Source organism: Arthrobacter sp. AK01 (assembly GCF_021109375.1).
Classification (GTDB): domain Bacteria; phylum Actinomycetota; class Actinomycetes; order Actinomycetales; family Micrococcaceae; genus Arthrobacter.
Genome location: NZ_JAJOHP010000055.1, coordinates 1 through 17,390 on the forward strand (window position 1 = coordinate 1; position 17,390 = coordinate 17,390).

A 17,390-nucleotide genomic window follows, 5' to 3' on the forward strand; every position below is an offset into this window, starting at 1 on the left:
GGGGGGGGGCCACCCTCATTTCTTGAGCGCGGGGCCCGTTTTTTGTTTGTGTGCTACGTCCAAAAACAATTTTATCGGGGGGGGGGGGGGCCGGGGGGGGGGGCCCCCCCCCCCCCCGCGCCACGTCTTACTTGGTGGTAACTGTGAAGCCTTGCTGCTGGCCGTACTTTGCCGTGGCATCCTGCCAGGCCTTGAGGCCATCATTCAGATCGCCCTTGGAACCGTAGGCCTGACCAACGGTGTCGCTGTAGATGCTGTTGGCGTAGGTCTGGAACGGAAGGTAGCTCCACCCCGGAACAACGTCCTTGGAAGCCTGGACCAGGACCTCGTTGATCTTCTGGCCGCCGAAGTAGGCGCTTTCGGCGTTCAGGAACGCTTCGCTCTGAAGATCGGCCGTCGTGGAGGGGAACCCACCGTTTGCAGCGTGGATCTTGGACCCTTCCGGGCCGTTCGCGAACTGCAGGAAGCCGTAGGCGGCCGCCTTGTTCTTGCTCTGCTTCATCACGGCGTCACCGCCGCCGCCGTTTTCAGCCGTTGCTGCCGCACCCTTTTCGTAGGTGGGCATCGGGGCTACACGCCACTGTCCGCTGGCACTTGCCGCACCCGATTCCAGGTTTGCGGGCATCCATGCGCCGATGATCAGCGTGGCAATGCTTCCGTCCGAGAGGCCCTTGTACCATTCGTCGCTCCAGCTGGTGACGGGCGACAGGAGATCGTTCTTGAGCAGCTGGTTCCAGGTGCCGGTCCACTTCCTGGCGCCCTCATCCTGGAGATCAACGGCTACCTTGGTGCTTCCGTCCAGCGTGTAGGGCTTGCCGCCGGCCTGCCAGATCATGCTGGTGGTGAAGCCGGCATCGCCGGTGTCACTGGTGATGTAGGCCTTGGGGTCGGCAGCGTGGAGCTTCTTGCCGGCTTCAACGTACTCATCCCAGGTGGTGGGGATGCTGATGCCGTGCTTTTCGAAGACATCCGCCCGGTAGAACATGGCCATGGGACCGGAGTCCTGCGGGAGTGCGTAGACGCCACCGTTGAGGTTCACCGAACCCCAGGTGGACGCCGTGTAGTTGTCCTTGAGCTCCTCGGCACCGAAGTCCTTCAGATTTACCAGGGAATCGGACAGGGCGAACTGCGGCAGGGCGTTGTATTCGATCTGCGCAACGTCCGGAGCACCGCTTCCGGCCTTAACGGCGTTCTGAAGCTTGGTGTAGTGGGCGTTGCCCGTTCCCACGTTTTCCAGGTTGACGTGGACCTTGGGGTACTTGGCCTCGAAGGCCTCCACGATCGGCTCGAGCTGCGGAGCCCAGCCCCACACCGTGAGGGTGGTCTCTGTGTCCAGCGCCTTGGCGATGTCGGCGGCGCTGGCGCCTTCGGCCCCGGCGGTTGCGGTTGTTCCGGAGCCACTGCAGGCCGCGAGTCCGCCTACCAGGAGGCTGGCCGCCAGGGCGGCAGTGGCCACCCGCCGGAAGCGATGGTTGTTCTTCATTGAATGAGTGCCTTTCAGATGCGGTTTGGAGATTTACGACGGCGGGAGGTCGCCGTCGTCGGGTCTTCTACTTGACGCTTCCCGCAGACAGTCCTGACTGCCAGAAGCGCTGGAGGAAGAGGAACGCCCCCACGATGGGCACGATGGTGAGGAATGATCCGGTGATGACGAGGTTGTAGATGGCCTCGCCTCCGGCCGTAGTCGCTTGGGCGTTCCAGCTGTTGAGCCCCACGGTGAGCGGGTACCAGGTTGATTGGCTCAACATGATCAAGGGGAGGAAGTAGTTGTTCCAGGTGGCCACCACCGTGAACAACAGGACCGTGATGAAGCCGGGAGCCAGCATTCGCAAGGAGATGGTGAAGAACGTGCGGAACTCCCCTGCACCGTCCATGCGCGCTGCTTCCAGAACTTCCGTGGGGACGGACTCGAGGGCATAGATCCACACCAGGTAGAGCCCGAACGGGCTGATCAGGGACGGAATAATGACCGACCACGGGGTGTTGGTGAGCCCCATCTGGCTGAACATGAGGAACGTCGGAACGGCAAGGGCAGTGCCCGGAATAGCTACCGCTCCCAGGACCACCGCGAAGACGCCGCGCTTGCCGGGGAAATCGAACTTGGCCAGGCCATAGCCGGCCAGGGTGGCAAGGAATGTTGCCCCGCCGGCACCCACCACGACATAGAGCACGGTGTTGGCAAGCCAGCGCAGGAATTCGCCGTCGTTGTAGGTCAGGGTACCCACGATGTTGTCCCACAGTGCGAAGTCCCCGGAGAACCACAGGCCGAAGGAGCTGAAAAGGGAGGTCTGCGTCTTGGTGGAGTTGACCAGCAACCAGAACAAGGGAAGCAGTGCGTACACTGCCATGACCCCCATCAGGATGGTGAGAAGGACGGACGAGCGCTTCCGGCTGACCCCGTGGCGCCGGGCGTTCAACCTGGGTGCAGGTGACCGCCGGGGCCTCACCGCCGGTGACGGTGTGGGCGCGGTATCGCTGGAATGGGCTGGGCTCAAACGTACGGACATGGGCTAGGCATCCTTTCGCGAGCCGGAGAGCTGGACGACGTAGGCAACAATGACCGTCAGGACGCCCATGATGATGGAGATAGCCGCGGCGTAATTGAACTGCTGGCCTGCAAACGAGAGGTTGTATGCGTACATGTTCGGCGTGAAGTAGGAGCTGATGGAGTTTGGTGCCAACGCCTTGAGGATGTTCGGCTCGTTGAACAACTGGAAGCTGCCGATGACCGAGAAGATGCTCGCAATGCCGATGGCTCCGCGGATGGAGGGAAGCTTGATGCTCCGGATCACCCGGAACGTGCCTGCTCCGTCAAGGTTTGCTGCTTCATACAGTTCCGCGGGGATGACCTTCAGCGCCGAATAGAAGATCAGCATGTTGTAGCCCGTGAACTCCCAGGTGTTGATGTTCCCGATCGAGGCGAGGATCCAGCTGGAAGAGAGGGGCTCGGCCAGATCCAACCCGAAGAAGTCGTTAATGCTGCCGAACAGGCCAAAACGGGGGCCGTAGATGAATCCCCACATCAGCGTCGCCACTACTGCCGGGACGGCGTACGGGAGGAACACCGAAATGCGGAAGAACGACGACGCGCGCAGACGCCCGCTGTCCAGTGCCAAGGCCGCGAAAAGGGCGAGGAACAACATGATGGGGACCTGGACCACCAGGAAGACGGCCACCCTGATCACGGAGTCCCAGAACTGGGGATCGCCAAGCGCCTGAAGGTAGTTGGCTCCCCCAACGAACTTGTCGCCGCCCACCATCTGGTTCTGGAAGAGGCTCAGGTAGAACGCGTAGAGGACTGGAGCCACGAATACCAGCAGGAAGACAGCCATGAACGGGCCCACAAATGCCCACCCCATCCATCGACCTGCGCGCTTGCGGGATTGGACCAAGGGTGGAGCGTCGGCCACGGGCGACGTCGTTGTCATGATGAATTCTTCTCTTCTCGCTATGTTTACGCAAACATTCTTGAAAGAAGATTAGCATGTTTAGGTGAACATACAAGAGGATGCCGCAGACAGCGTTAGCCCGGCCAGCACGTCGCACAACAGCGATTCGCCCTCGGTCAGGAGTGCCCGGGCTGCCCGCGGCCCCTCAATCGGCGATGTTGCACGAGCAGCCGGGGTTTCCGCCCAGACCGTCTCCCGCGTATCCAACGGCCTGACGAATGTAGAAGAAAAGACCAAGCAGCGGGTGCTGGACGCCATGAAACAACTGGGCTATCGGCCCAACAGGGCTGCACGCGCACTCAAGAGTGGTCAGTTCAAATCCATTGGCGTCATCATGTTCAATCTCTCGACCTACGGCAACAGACGCACCCTGGATGCCATCGCCACCGCGGCCTCACAGGCCGGATACTCGGTGAACCTCATCCCCCTCCACGATCCCACTACAGGTACCGTGACAGGCGCCTACAACCGGCTGAAGGAACAGGATGTGGACGGGGTGGTCATCATCTTTGAGGCGCACCTGTTTGATCGTGCGGACATTACGTTGCCCGAGGACCTCCCCGCTGTGGTCATCGACTCAAGCCCCGGTTACGGCTATCCCATGGTGGACACAGACCAAGCCGAGGGTGCGCGCTTTGCTACCGAGCACCTCCTCGATCTAGGCCACCAGCAGGTTTGGCACATCGGGGGCCCGGTGTCCTCCTTTTCAGCCAGGCACCGGGAGGAGTCCTGGAGACGGACGCTGGACGAGGCAGGCATCGAAGCACCCACTGTCCTTCATGGAGATTGGTCCACCGAATCCGGATATCAGGTCGGGATGGAGCTCGGCCGCGATCGGGAAGTCACCGCAATCTTCGCCGCGAACGATCAGATGGCGCTCGGGGCAATGCGGGCCCTTCATGAACTTGGGCGCCTCATCCCGGAGGATGTCAGCGTTGTGGGATTTGATGACCTCGAGGAATCCACTTCCTTCTGGCCTCCGCTGACCACCATCCGTCAAGACTTCCTCGCAGTTGGCCGGCTGAGCATTGAAAAGCTGCTTCAGCAGATCGCCGGAAACACCCCGGCCAGCGTCGTCACCACGGTGCCGACCCGCCTCATGGTGCGCAAAAGCACGGCCGCGCCGGCCCATTAGGGCAACGCGACCGTGCTGGCCTGCTGAGGCAGCCGGGCTGCTTATGGGCAGCTGGGCTGTTTATGGGCAGCTGGTGCCGGTGTAAGGAACTGTCGAGGTGAAGCCTGCAGACTCATCCGTTGCACCCGAGGTGACACTGACGGAGCCAGCCGGGAGTATCGCAGCACGGCTGTTGAAAGCGATCGAAGCACCCTTCCCCGGGGCTACCCCGGCAAAGGACTTGGACCCATAGGCAGTATCCACAGCGATGGTCAGAGCCTCTGCCGTGGTGTTCTGCACGGAGACCGCGAGGTAGGCCTTGTTTCCGATGCATCGCATGGCGGTGGTGGCCGAGTGCGTGGGCGGGTTACCGGTTTCCCCAGGGTTCACGGCACTGACAATGAGCCAGCTCAACTGCACATCAGAGGAGCGCGTCTTGCTGAGCGTGAAGGTGAGTTCGCCGTTCTCGCCAACGGTGACGTTGCCGTAGGCCGCGGCCTGGTTCTCCGATGAGTAGTCATGGTCGGCTTCGCGGACCTCGTTGTTAATGGTCACCTCGGCACCGCGGTTGTCCCAGGACCAGGGATCGGCATACCCGGCGTGAACCGTGTACATGCCCGGCTGAAGGTTGCCGAACCGGTAGGTCAGGTCCCGGCTGGACACGGCGTACCGCAAAGTTGAGAACATATCTCCGCTGGATTCGCCGCTGCTCCCACTACCGGAGCTTTCGTATCCCCAGGGCGCTCCGCCGGCCGGGTCCGCACCGAAGGGCTGATCGGCCGTGCTGTTGAGGAGACCCCCGTCCTGGGCGGCCGCACCGGTCAGCGACACCCAGTCAGATGTCTGCTGTCCGCCGGCGTTGACCACGTAACGGATGTCGGACGCCGCGATCGCGTCCTGGATACCCACCGCGTCCACAGCCCAGAAGGAACTGTTCTCTCCCGTGTAACGGAACCGGAACTGTGCCGTCGTGGCTCCTGTTGGCACGGTGAAGGGCAGTTTCTCCACCGTATTCGTAGCCGTGGAGTAACTCTTCAGCGTCTGGGTGGCCCCGGTATCGAAGGTTACTGTGACCGTGGCTGACTGGGGACCATCGATGGCGTAGTTGGTTGCGTAGCTGAGGCTCGCGCGTCGCAGCCCGTCAACGGGAAAAGCGGGACTGACCAGCGTCGAGTCGAACTGACCGGACGCGTGCTGCTTGTCGTCCCATTCGTCCGAGTCAGCCACCGCGATCACGTCGCGGCCACGTACCGTGGTTTCACGGCCCTGATCGCGATCGGCTGCTGTCCAGAAGTCATCCGTGGCAAAGGTCCACCCCCGCCACTCCGCAGTCCCACCGGTGGGCATTGCCGAGTTGTCGATGGACCACCCCACAGGCGTCGCCTTGGTCCACCCAAGAGTGCCCGCGGGGATCGCGGTCTCATCGACGCCGGGCTGCAGCACTGGGCGCAGGGAGTCGAAGTCATCGTGGGTGAGGCTGCCAAAGGAATTTCCGTCGAGATTCCATTCGGACTTCACGGGCACCCCTGCGGCGGCCATGACGGTGGGGGCAACGTCCACAAGCTTGGCGTCGTACCGGGTGACGTTTGCGGCGATTCCCTTGCCAACCATCGTGGTAAAGACACGCCGCTCCCCCGCGGAGCTTCCGCCGTGGCCTCCTGTTGGGGTGTGACCATGGTCGGTGGTGACAACAACCGTCCATTCCTCGTTGCTTGGGCGTGCCGCCACCGCGTCCATGACTTGGCCAATCCTTGCGTCCGCGCTGGCAAGAGCCGCGCCGTAGTCAGCCCCACTGGTGCCCACACGGTGCCCCACCGTGTCCACGTCCTCCAGGTAGAAAAAGAGATCGTCCACTGAGCCAGTGGAGATTGCGTCCACTGCGGCCGTCGTTGTGTCCGCATCGGTGGAGAACTTGGTCCGCACGTCCACACCCGGACCGAAAATGGTGGCGGTAATGGGCTGCCATGTTCCCATTGCCGCGGTCTTGCGCGACGGTGATGCCGCGTTAATGCGTGTCAGGTAGTCCGGGTAAGCGCCAAATTGTGGAGAGCCAAACCCGTTATCCAGGACGTTGTGCTTGTCCGGCCAGACGCCGGTGGCGATGGTTGCCCATCCCGGCCCGGAGGACGTCTCCGCCATTGGCTGGGTATACAGGTTGCTGACCGACGTTGTGCCCTGAGCACGCAGCGCATCCAACCGGGGCATCTCTGCCGGGCCCAGGGAATCGAAGGCTGCCCCGTCAACCCCGATAATCAGCGTCTTCGCTATGGGCGCCTCGGCGGCCATCACGGGGGCGCTGGACAAGACTGTGCCGGTCAGTGCCACGGCCGTAGCCGCGACCCCCGCCCACAGACGTAGATGGTGTGCCATGGAGTGGTTCTCACGATCTCTAGGGTGCTCGTGGTGCAGCGACCAGCTGCCAGGCAGTGCCCCACCAACACCCGAAATCGTCTGCACCGACGAATGATTACGTAAACATTGAAGTGTTGCCCCGGCGTCATTGTCAAGAGTGTGGGAACCGCGATCCCGCCATGGCACAGCCGTAGTCGCGGGCCGCCCCGCCAGCACCCCTGCCGAAGAGCTTGGACTACCCGCGTAAAATGTTCTATTTTGGTAGCTATTGTTTAATAATGGTGCAATCCTTAGGGTGGATCGTTCCGAAGATTCTTGTACCGGTGGCACCGGCCGCTTCCGTCTCCACCGCTGCGCTTTCCCCAAGTCCGTTGCCTGCCCCCATGAGTTTCGATGCGCACCAAGGCGCAGAATGAAGGAATAATCCACAATGTTTCCGACCACGTTTCCCGAGCCTGAACTCTTCTCCCCGGGCAAAGACGTCCCGGCGTTGCGTTGGGGGCTGCTGGCGCCTGGATGGATAGCGGACCTTTTCGTGTCTGCCATGCACGAGCACACTGACCAACGATTCGTCGCCGTCGGCTCCCGGTCTGCTGACCGTGCGCGATCGTTCTCAGCGCAGCACAGCATTGCAAGGGCGTACGACTCGTACGAGCAGCTCGTCGCCGACCCCGAGGTTGACGTGGTCTATATAGCGGCGCCGCAAAGTGAGCACTTAACGCTCGGGCGCCTGTCTATCGCTGCCGGAAAGCACACTTTGATCGAAAAGCCGATGGCGACCACTGCCGACGAAGCCCGCGCGCTGGCCGCGGCGGCTCGAAACGCCGGAGTGCTGCTGATGGAGGCGCTGTGGAGCCGCTACCTACCGCAGACCTCCGTGGTGCGCACTCTGGTCAACGACGGGTTCCTCGGGGACGTCCGTTCTGTGGTCGCCGATCACGGCCAGGCCATTCCTGGCTACCCGGATCATCGCCTTCACCGCCGCGAACTGGGCGGAGGGGCACTGCTCGACCTCGGCATCTACCCCGTACAACTGGATTCGATGGTCCTGGGTGCGCCACAATCGATCACGGCGATCGGCGGTCTACTCGATACCGGCGTCGACGCCTTCTCCACTCTTGTGCTTGGCCATGGGCGTGACGTCCAATCCACTCTCACCACCAGTCTTGCCGTCCGTACTCCGTCCACCGCAGTCATCTCCGGCACACAAGCGAGAATCGAGATGGATGGTTCCTTCTACATGCCGACCACTTTCCGCCTCGCGGGCAATGATGGTGACGCAATGGTGTGGAACGATACGACCGGGGTGACGTCCATGGCCGGGCTGTCTTGGGAAGCGACGGCATTGGCACGATTCGTTGGCGAAGGCCGTACAGAATCGCCCATCCATACTCTGGACGAGACCATCTCCATCCTCGAGACACTTGACGAAGCGCGCCGTCAGCTCGATGTATCCGCATCGCTTTAGACAACCCCTTCCTTCCGCCAGCGCCGACCTCCCGGCCGTTCCGGCACTGGAAGCCTTTTGGCAACACTTGGAAATATCTACGCAAACGGGACTGAAAGTGACAGTACCTTTGTTTAGGTGAACATGGATCAGGAGAACACAAGCATCGGGACTCCGGCGGGACCGTCCAAGGAGTCCCGGAAGCTCGCGGCCAAAAAGCGCGCCACCAGGGGGCCGTCCATCGGGGACGTGGCAAAGGCCGCAGGCGTCTCCGCCCAAACCGTTTCCCGGGTTTCCAACGGACTCACCAATGTCGAAGAATCCACTAAGAACAGGGTTCTCGACGCCATGAAGGAACTTGGCTACCGGCCCAACAGGGCCGCACGTGCGCTCAAGAGCGGCCAGTTCAAATCCATCGGTGTCATCATGTTCACCCTCTCCAGCTTCGGCAACATGCGAACCTTGGACGCCATCGCCACGGCTGCCTCGCAGGCGGGCTATTCAGTGACGCTCATCCCCGTGCAGGACCCCACCACCGGAACCGTGTCCGGGGCCTACGAAAGACTGCGGGAGCAGCAGGTCGACGGTGTGGTTGTCATCTTCGAAGCCCACCTTTTGGATGACGCTGACATAACGCTTCCTGAGGACCTCCCGGCCGTGGTCATCGATTCCAACGCCGGTTTTGGCTACCCCATGGTGGATACTGACCAGGCACAGGGTGCACGATTCGCTACCCAGCACCTTCTGGACCTTGGCCACCAACAGGTGTGGCATATCGGTGGACCCACCACGTCCTTCTCGGCGACGCACCGGGAAGAATCATGGAGGCGGACGCTCAAGGACGCCGGTATTGAGGCCCCTTCGGTCCCCCATGGCGACTGGTCCACCGAATCCGGCTACCAAATCGGTCTGGACCTTGCGGGCAACCCGGATGTCACCGCCATTTTTGCCGCCAACGACCAAATGGCCTTGGGAGCGATGCGTGCCCTGCATGAACAGGGTCGCCGCATTCCCGAAGATGTCAGCATTGTTGGATTCGACGACCTGGACGAGTCCACGTCCTTCTGGCCGCCACTGACAACAATCCACCAGGATTTCTACGCCGTGGGCCGACTCAGCATCGAAAACCTGCTTCAGCAGATTGCCGGCACCGGTTCGGTGGACGATTTCACCACCGTGCCTACCAGCATGGTGGTGCGCAAGAGCACTGCCGCTCCCCCTCAGGGAGCCCGGCCGCCGTCTGCGCGGAAAAAGCGCGTAGCTGCGGACAAGGGTTGACCCTCCTCCGCAGCTACGCCGTTGTGGACTGCTACCCCTTGCTTGCGCCCAGGGTGAGCCCTGCCACGAACTGTCGTTGCAGGACAAGGTAGATGATCATGGTGGGAATCAAGGTGATCATGGCACCAGCCGCGATCAGGTTGTAGTTGCTCAGGAACTGGCCCTGGAGGTTGTTGATGGCGGTGGTGATCGGGAGCCTGTCACCGCTCTGGATAAACAGCAAGGGCCAGAAGAAGTCGTTGTAGATGAAGATGACTTGCAGCGTGCCCAAAGCCGCGAGTGCCGGACGGCAGAGTGGCATGATGATGTTCCAGTACTGCCGCCAGATTCCAGCGCCATCCACCAACGCAGCTTCCGTCAGGTCTTGCGGCAGGGCTTTCATGTAATTGGAGAGCACAAAGGTGCAGAAGCCAATCTGGAAAGCAGTGTCCACGATGATGACGGCTATGTAGGTATTGAGCAGGTTACCGGAGTCGCTGATGGAGTACGGCAGGGAAACATGCTTGAACATCTCAAACAGCGGTGCTGCAAGGACCTGCGGTGGCAGGAGGTTGCCGGCGGTGAACATGATCAGCAGCGTGATGTTGAACTTCCAGCTCACCCGCGATACTGCAAAAGCCATCATGGACGCGAAGAGAAGCGTCAGCAGGACGGTGGGAACCGTGATCAGGACTGAGTTCAGGAAGTACTTCGAGAATCCTCCCTGGTTCCAGGCCTGGACGAAGTTCTCGAAGCCGAAGCTGCCGCCGAAGCTGAAGTAGCCGTATTTGTCGGTGTCCTCCTTGGGACGGAGCGCCGTATAGAGGGACCAGACCAGCGGTACCAACCAGATGGCGGCCATGACGATGAGGAAGATGTGAGTGCCATAGTGGCGTTTGCCGGTCTTGCCGGTCCTGCCGGTCTGGACAGGAAGGGTACGGGCGATGGTGCTCATGCCTCTTTCTCCTTGCCGAAGGTGCGGATGAGGTAGAAGACAATCGGCACCAGGGAAATCACCAGCAGTACCACGGCCAATGCTGAACCGACGCCGATCACCTGTCCTTCACCGATCAGGTTTTGGATCACCAAGGCGCTGAGCAGTTCAAGCCCGTTGGTGCCGCGGTTGATGACATAGACAATGTCAAAGGCGCGGAGGGACTCAATGATGGTGATGACCACGATCACGATGTTGACCGGGCGCATGGCGGGGAAGACAACCCGGAAGAAGGTCTGGACAGCGTTGGCGCCGTCAATCGACGCTGCTTCCCTGAGGGCAGGGTCCACACCCTTCAGGCCAGCCAAGTAGAGGATCATGACGTAGCCTGCGTGGCGCCACGTAGCTGCGATCATGGCGGCCCAGATGTTGACGTTCGAGTCGCCGAACCAGTCCACTGCCTGGGGCGTGCCGGCCGTACCGAGCAGGAAGTTCAGCAGACCGCTGTCGCGGTTGTAGAAGAGCTGCCAGATGATACCGATCAATGCCAGGGAGAGCATGACGGGCGTGAAGAAGATGCTCTGGTAGATCTTGCTTCCCCGGATCTTCTGGTCCAGGAGCACAGCGAGCAGAAGGCCCAGCGGCGTTGCAATCAGGGCCAGGAAAGCCAGCCACAGCACGTTGTGCTGCATGGCCGGCCAGAACGGTGGGTAGTTCTGGCTGATGAACTCATAGTTTTCCGTCCCGGCAGACTTGATGTCGGCCAAGTCCAGCCCGTTCCATCGGGTGAAGCTCAGACCAATAGAGGCCAGGGTGGGCAACCAAACGAACAGCAGCTGAATGAGCGTTGGAAGGCCCACCATGATGCCAAGGACGATTTTGTCCCTGCGACTCAGGCGGCGAACCTTCCTGGACTTCTTGCGCGTTCTTCCGGCTGTTGCCGGCGAGGCGTGTGCTGCCCCGCGTTGGGCGCCGCCTGCAGGGGGCCCGCTGTTCGGGGAGGCCGGTTTTTCGGCTGTGGTACTCATGGGAATTCCTTTGGTATTCGTCGCACGGGGGCCGGGGGGGGGGGGGGGGGGGTTTTGGGGGGTGGGCCACTTTGGTAATTCTTTTGGTTTCGCCCCCCCGGGGGGCGGGGGGGGGGGCCCCCCGCCCCCGACCCTTGCTCGGGAAGCCTGGCCGGTTGACCAGCAACCGTATGGCCAGGGCAGTCCTGCGCTATTGGGCCGCGTAGAGCGACTTTGCCTGCGCTTCCAGGTTCTTCACGTCGACGCTTCCATCCTTAATGAAGGACTGAAGAGCCGGAATCATGACGTTGTTGGCCATGGCCGGCAACGCATCGCGGTCCAGGAACTGGCTGATGTACTTCGCGTTCGCGATGGTGTCCGCACACTTCTTGTTCAGGGCAGAGTACTTGGACGTGTCAGCGCCCTTGGCCGTCGCGATGTTGGAAGTATCTACGGCCGCGTAAGCGTCCTGGCCTTCCGGGGTTCCCATGAAGGCAAGGTAGTCGCGGGCAGCCTGGTTCTCTCCACCCTTCTTCGACAGCAGCAGGCCATCGATCGGAGCTTCAACAGCGTCAGTTCCCTCCATGGCGATCTCCGGGAACGGGAAGAAGTCGATGTCCGCCAGTACTGCGGGATCCGTGAACTGCTGTGTCACGAATGAGCCCAGGAGATACATGCCGGTCTTCTTGGCCTCGAGGGCTTTGGCTGCGTCCTGCCAGGTCTGCCCCAGTGCTGCGGGGTCCTGGAACGGCAGGAGTGCTTTCCAGGTATCGAAGACGTCGCTGACCTTCTTCTGGTCCCAGCTCTCCTTGTGCGCGGTCAGGTCGATGTGGAACTGGTACCCGTTGAGGCGCATGTTGATGTAGTCGAAAGTGCCCATGGCGGGCCAGCCGTCCTTGTCGGCAAAGCCGATCGGAATGATGCCATCGGCCTTCATCTTGGCAGCGAGCGTGGTCAGCTCATCGAAGGTAGCGGGAACTGAGTAGCCCTTTTCCGCCCAGAAGCTCTTCCGGTAGAAGAAGCCCCACGGGTAGTTGTAGTTGGGGACCAAGTACATCTTGCCGTCGGGGCCGGTGGACGCCTTCTTGATGGCGTCGGAGAAGTTGCCGCCGATCTTTTCCCACACGTCGTCGACGGGAGCCAGGAGGCCCTTCTCTGCGTAGTACTGCATGCGGTAACCGGCAAACCAGGTGAAGGACTCATCCGGGCTGCCCTGCAGGTAGGAGTTGATCTTGTTCTGGAAGTCGTTGTGGGGAACCACGTTGGTCACCACGTCGAAGCCCGACTTTTTGGTGAAGGCGTCCGTTACTGCCTTGTAGGCAGCACGGGGAACTTCGTCCGATGAACCCGAGCCGAAGGTGAGGCTTTTTGATGAAGCACCAGGGGCTGGACCGGAACCACCCGTGCATGCAGACAGCAACGGGATGCCGGAGGCGGCTACGGCGCCGATTCCAAGTGTTTTGAGGAAGGTTCGCCGTCCTGGACCGGCGCCTTCCGCCGCCTGGAACGGGCCAAGATTTACAGCCATGATTACTCCTTTGGATCGTGGTTCTTCGTGAGACTGTCCAACATCCACATGCGCACCGTGAGATAGCTCAAGTGTGGGCCTGTGGAGGCAGAAAGTCGCCGGATCTAATCAACATTCTTGTGAATGTTCACGTAAACATTGAGTTGCAAGAAGTTTACGTAAACATCGGTGGTTTGACAAGGGTATTTTTGCTGCATTCCGGCACTTTTACGGGAGCGCGGCAAGCACCCCGATATCAGGGGGTTTCCGCTTCCCGACGCCCGGCCTCGCGGGCCTCTTCGACCAGCCGGACAAGCTCCTTCTTCCGCCGCTTGCGACCTAGGAAAAGGCCCGCAAACAGAAGCAACAAAGCAACAAGGACGGCGAGCTGCGGCCAGGGAATCGCCCATAGCGTCACGCTTTCCTGCACGGGATCCAGCGATTGGGTGGCCCCGTCAGGGGCAATCACCCCTTGCGAAACGGTCACCGGCAAAGTCATCATGCCCAGCGGCCACACCTGAGGTACGTGGATACTGACGGTTCGACGGTCCCCGGGCAGCAATTCGAGAGTTCTGGCTTCTTCGGTCCCGGCGGCCGGCCACCGGGCGTCATTGACCATGGTGGAGGGATCCACCGAAAGTCGGACGTTGCCCGTATTCTCCAGGTCAACGGTAAGGTCAGCGGATCCTGGTTCCAGGGGATTCCACGACGTATCGTAGCTCGCGGTTGCCTTCATGCTGAGCGCAGGTCTGACCTCCCCCTTTACCCGGGTCATGACACGGAACCCAACACGGCTTTCCACACCCAGTTGCGTCCCGTCCGAGCCGCCCTGTGAATAGATTGAGGCTGCTATGCCCGCTGCATGGTCGCCTGGTGTCGCGTTGTCCGGGACCGTCACCGTGAACGGCACGACGGCGGTACCTCCCGCCGCTACGGTGACCGTCTTGTCCATGGAGATCCAGGTACCTGCAGCTACCGACTGCTTGTCGCCAGGGAGCATGTTGAAGCGGCCGGTCGGAGTGAAATACCCATCAGCCGCGGTGAGGGCAAAGGTAACGTCCCTGTCGCTGAGGTTCCTGACCGCCAAGTGTTCGTCGACACTGGCTCCTGGGTCGAGTTCGAGTTCCACCCACGAGCGGCCGTCAGGGCCCGCCGCGTCCGCAGGAGTCACGGCCCACGTGACCGGACTCTCCGTGGCACCGCCGGTGGTAGCAAAGCCGGCCGGCGCGAAAGCGGCACTTGCAAGGACTATTGACGCCACAAGGTACATGGCAAGGACAGCTCGCCGCAGGTGACCAAGGCCTGCCTGCCCGAGGAATGGGAGCCTCATGGGATGAAGATACCTCCGGTGTATCTATTCGAACAGGGAGAGGGTGAGCTTGGCGGTGTAGTTGCCGGGAGCTGGGGGTAGTGCTACCTAAGAGGTTTTATACAGGTTCCAAGCCCCACTCCTGACTTGACGATCCGGTTGCGGTGGCCTGAACCAAACGGGCACCGTTGGAGCTCGAACCATCCTTGACGTCCAGGCAAAGACCGCTCGACACATTAACTAGCCGGTAGTACTGGCCGTTGTCCGTGGGGACCAGCCGCCACCATTGGTTGGGCCCGTAGGTATCCGACCATTGGTCCAGTTGTTGACCACTGGTGGTTGAACTTGCCGGGTTATCCAGGACCTTTCCGCTCATGACGCTGGTGAGCCTGAACGATCCATCGTGGACCGAGACCAGCTTCCATTTCTGGTTTGCACCGCCGCTCCATGGCCATTGAATGACAGCGGCGCCGTTATTGTGGGACTGCCCATCAACGTCCATCACTTTGCCACTGTTTCGGTTGACGAGTTTTACGGTTGTGGGCAACAGGCCGATCACGATCTTCGTGCGCACCCCGGCAGAGAGCTGCAGCGTTCTGCCATGACCTCCGATCGAGGATGAGGTCAGCGTCGCACCAGTGGCGGTGATGGCGTTGATCCCGCGGCGGCACACCAGCTCAAGGCTCTGGGTAATAGCCGACACAATACTGGCCTCCACGGTACGGGCGTCGGTGTCCCACACCAGATTCTCCACGAGGACCCGGTTACGCCCTCGGACGCCTGTGATGGTGCCCTTGGCCAGCTGTTCCGGCAGCGCCGGCAGCAGCTCCAGCATTCCCGGGCGGCTGTAGATCAATGCCTCCGCAATGATTGCGGGGAGCGCATTGGCCGCATCCGAATTGAAGATGTGCAAATCAGGATTGTGCGTGGTCATCAAGGAAGGAAGCACCATGTTGCTTCCAAGAACCTTCTTGATGTTGGTGTAAACCCCGGCACCGTCTTTGATGCGAGCCGCCGCAAGGGCGCGATGCAGGCTGCCGTGCGCGGAGTAATTCTCGTCGCCGCGCAGTTCCAGTGCGCGGTGGGAGGCTCGTACCAGCTCAGGTTTGTCCTCGGGGTTGATTTCGTGGAGCGGCCAGGCACCATAGAGGTGATGGACGTGCCGGTGGTTGTACCGGTCGGTGAGCCCTGGCCAGGACCATTCGGCCAATGCTTCGTCGCCGTTGATGGTGTAATTGGGCAGCTTGCCCAGCATCGCAGTCCAACGGGCTACGCCTTGTCCGGCCCCTTGTTCGCGGTTCAGAGTATTCGCTGCAAGGATGGCTGATTCCAAAGCATGTCGACCCGCCATGATTTCACCGGTCGCATTGGTGGACAGCATCTGACCAGTTGAGGACGGAGAGTTCTCCATGGAGAAGGACGGGACGAAGATGACGTTCCCCTGCGGATCAGTTCGGGAGAGGTAGTCCTCGTAAAAGAGAGCCAGTTCCATCAAGGCCGGGCCCAGCTTGTCCCGCATAAAGGCTTCATCGCCGGTGACCTGGTAGTACTCCAACAATGGGTACAGCATCCAGTCCGCACCACCGGTCCAGGCCTGCCCGGGAAAATCACTGCCGTTGAAGTGGAGCATGTGACCATGTTCGCCATCAGTTCTGGTGGGCGCGAGGAACCCCCGGGCCCCGTACATCCGGATAGCGTTGCTGCGCCAGTCATCGAGCTGACCTAGCACCAGATCGAAGTAGCCCTTCATTGCGTCGCCGTGGTTGAGGATATTGCCACCGGCCACCTGAAGGTTGACGTTAGCGTCAGTAGTGAAGTCGCCTGCCCATGCGTTGGTCCAGCTACCGGTCCAGATACCTGTCAACCGTGGCGGCAAGATACCGCTGGAGCTGGCAAACAGATAACGGCCGGAATCGTACATTCGTTCAAGCAGGGCAACATCGAGGGCGGACCGGTTGGCATTCTGGCGCGAGGTGAGCTCGCTGGTGGACAGCTGGCGGTCCTGCTGGGAAACGTTGAGTTGCAAGGACGAGCTGTCAAAGAGCGCTTGGTGCTTGGGGGTGTGCTTGCGCAGCAGGGCGTCGTAGTCGCTCAACAGGACACTCAAGGCCGCGTGCAGCGGCTTGCTGTTCCATTCAGCGGCCGACTCATAACGGCCAAGCTTGGTCAAAAGGATGACCTTGGTGGCATTGGTAATGGTTAGCTTGGAACCATCGCTGGTGATGGAGGAGCCGGTCCCCGTGATGACTACCCGCGTGACACCTTCGTACCCGAACGCTCCCAAACCAGCGGGGTAGGTCCCCCGCAATCCCAGATAACCGTTCCGGCCGCTGACGGTCGCATTGACGTCATAAGTCACGGACGATGGCACGCCCTCCAACGCAGTGTTGACACTCAAGACAGTGTTGATTTTGCCGTTCGCGCCCGGCAGCAGCTCTTGGACCACAGCTGTGCTGGCTCGTGAAACGAACGCACGGCGCTTCCAGCTCCCGGCACTGTCGGACCACGTGGTCACCACTTCGCCGGTCCGGAAGTTCGTGGTCCTCGCGTAGTCGTTGTACGTGGTGAGATCAGGACTTGCAATGAGCAATTCGTATCCCGGGTGGAAGCTCTGGGTCCATTTCAATTCCCAGTCGGACGCAAAGGTGGAAGCGGCTCCCCAATAGTCACCTGCAAGGGCCTTGTCCTGCACCTCGGGGAGGCGGTCAGCGACGTCGGGGGCCTTCATGCCGCGGGTGCCGTTGGGCATAACAAAGCGATGATGATTCAGTACTACTCGCTCCGCGGCAGGCGTGCCGTGGAAGATGGCACCGTACTCGCCGTTGCCGGACAGGAACCCGTCGGTCCAGGACGACGCGGGACTTGTATCAAAGACTCCACGCTCGGGGAGGACGGCAGAATTTGGTGGTGCAGCAGCAGCCCGCTGCGAAAACGGGAAGGCCAAGGCGCCCGCGGCCAAAGCTGTACCGGCCAGAAATCCACGCCGATTAAAGGGGGTGCTTGCGATGTTCATG

At 61.1% G+C, this 17,390-nt stretch carries 13 protein-coding genes; 4 read left to right on the plus strand and 9 right to left on the minus strand.

From position 1 onward, the window contains the following. Window positions 1-127 precede the first annotated feature (127 nt). Window positions 128-1,483, minus strand: coding sequence for an ABC transporter substrate-binding protein (locus LN996_RS17480; protein WP_231341678.1), 1,356 nt, complete (start codon window positions 1,481-1,483; stop codon window positions 128-130). Between the two features lie 67 nt (window positions 1,484-1,550). Continuing rightward, window positions 1,551-2,357, minus strand: a complete 807-nt coding sequence (locus LN996_RS17485) for a carbohydrate ABC transporter permease (RefSeq protein WP_229785142.1) — start codon at window positions 2,355-2,357, stop codon at window positions 1,551-1,553. Between LN996_RS17485 and LN996_RS17490 the strand changes: the two genes are divergently transcribed. Next, window positions 2,347-2,514 carry a hypothetical protein gene (locus LN996_RS17490; protein WP_231341679.1) on the plus strand — a complete coding sequence of 56 codons (168 nt, stop codon included), beginning with the start codon at window positions 2,347-2,349 and terminating at the stop codon, window positions 2,512-2,514. The two genes, LN996_RS17485 and LN996_RS17490, sit on opposite strands and share 11 nt — an antisense overlap. Here the strand turns inward: LN996_RS17490 and LN996_RS17495 are convergent. After that, window positions 2,511-3,428, minus strand: a complete 918-nt coding sequence (locus LN996_RS17495) for a carbohydrate ABC transporter permease (RefSeq protein WP_231341680.1) — start codon at window positions 3,426-3,428, stop codon at window positions 2,511-2,513. The genes LN996_RS17490 and LN996_RS17495 overlap by 4 nt on opposite strands. A gap of 64 nt (window positions 3,429-3,492) precedes the next feature. Here LN996_RS17495 and LN996_RS17500 point away from each other — a divergent pair, with 64 nt between their 5' ends. Then, on the plus strand, window positions 3,493-4,584 hold the full coding sequence (locus LN996_RS17500) for a LacI family DNA-binding transcriptional regulator (protein WP_231341681.1): 1,092 nt from the start codon (window positions 3,493-3,495) through the stop codon (window positions 4,582-4,584). A gap of 60 nt (window positions 4,585-4,644) precedes the next feature. Here the strand turns inward: LN996_RS17500 and LN996_RS17505 are convergent, their stop codons facing one another. Then, the gene (locus LN996_RS17505; protein ID WP_231341682.1) at window positions 4,645-6,933 is read right to left on the minus strand and encodes an alkaline phosphatase family protein; all 2,289 of its coding nucleotides are present in this window, start codon (window positions 6,931-6,933) and stop codon (window positions 4,645-4,647) included. A gap of 412 nt (window positions 6,934-7,345) precedes the next feature. On the opposite strand from LN996_RS17505, the gene LN996_RS17510 reads away from it, so the two are divergent. Then, entirely contained in the window at window positions 7,346-8,383 is a 1,038-nt protein-coding gene (locus tag LN996_RS17510) for a Gfo/Idh/MocA family protein (protein ID WP_231341683.1), read from the plus strand. A 123-nt stretch (window positions 8,384-8,506) separates the two neighbouring features. Then, window positions 8,507-9,640: a LacI family DNA-binding transcriptional regulator gene (locus tag LN996_RS17515; protein ID WP_231341684.1), complete on the plus strand. Its 1,134-nt coding sequence runs from the start codon at window positions 8,507-8,509 to the stop codon at window positions 9,638-9,640. Between the two features lie 31 nt (window positions 9,641-9,671). Here LN996_RS17515 and LN996_RS17520 read toward each other — a convergent pair whose 3' ends face one another. The 5 genes from LN996_RS17520 to LN996_RS17540 all read right to left on the minus strand — a co-directional run bounded on the left by LN996_RS17520 (window position 9,672) and on the right by LN996_RS17540 (window position 17,389). Continuing rightward, complete coding sequence (locus LN996_RS17520; protein WP_091465792.1) at window positions 9,672-10,574, minus strand: carbohydrate ABC transporter permease; 903 nt, start codon at window positions 10,572-10,574, stop codon at window positions 9,672-9,674. Beyond that, window positions 10,571-11,581, minus strand: coding sequence for a carbohydrate ABC transporter permease (locus LN996_RS17525; RefSeq protein WP_231341685.1), 1,011 nt, complete (start codon window positions 11,579-11,581; stop codon window positions 10,571-10,573). The genes LN996_RS17520 and LN996_RS17525 overlap by 4 nt, the downstream gene beginning before the upstream one ends. A gap of 190 nt (window positions 11,582-11,771) precedes the next feature. Continuing rightward, a complete protein-coding gene (locus LN996_RS17530) occupies window positions 11,772-13,088 on the minus strand; it encodes an ABC transporter substrate-binding protein (RefSeq protein ID WP_089593958.1) in 1,317 nt (438 codons plus the stop codon). A 235-nt stretch (window positions 13,089-13,323) separates the two neighbouring features. Next, window positions 13,324-14,397 (minus strand): WxL protein peptidoglycan domain-containing protein, encoded by a 1,074-nt coding sequence (locus LN996_RS17535; protein WP_231341686.1) that lies wholly within the window; start codon window positions 14,395-14,397, stop codon window positions 13,324-13,326. A 97-nt stretch (window positions 14,398-14,494) separates the two neighbouring features. Then, window positions 14,495-17,389, minus strand: a complete 2,895-nt coding sequence (locus LN996_RS17540; protein ID WP_231341687.1) for an RICIN domain-containing protein — start codon at window positions 17,387-17,389, stop codon at window positions 14,495-14,497. Window position 17,390: the final 1 nt, after the last annotated feature.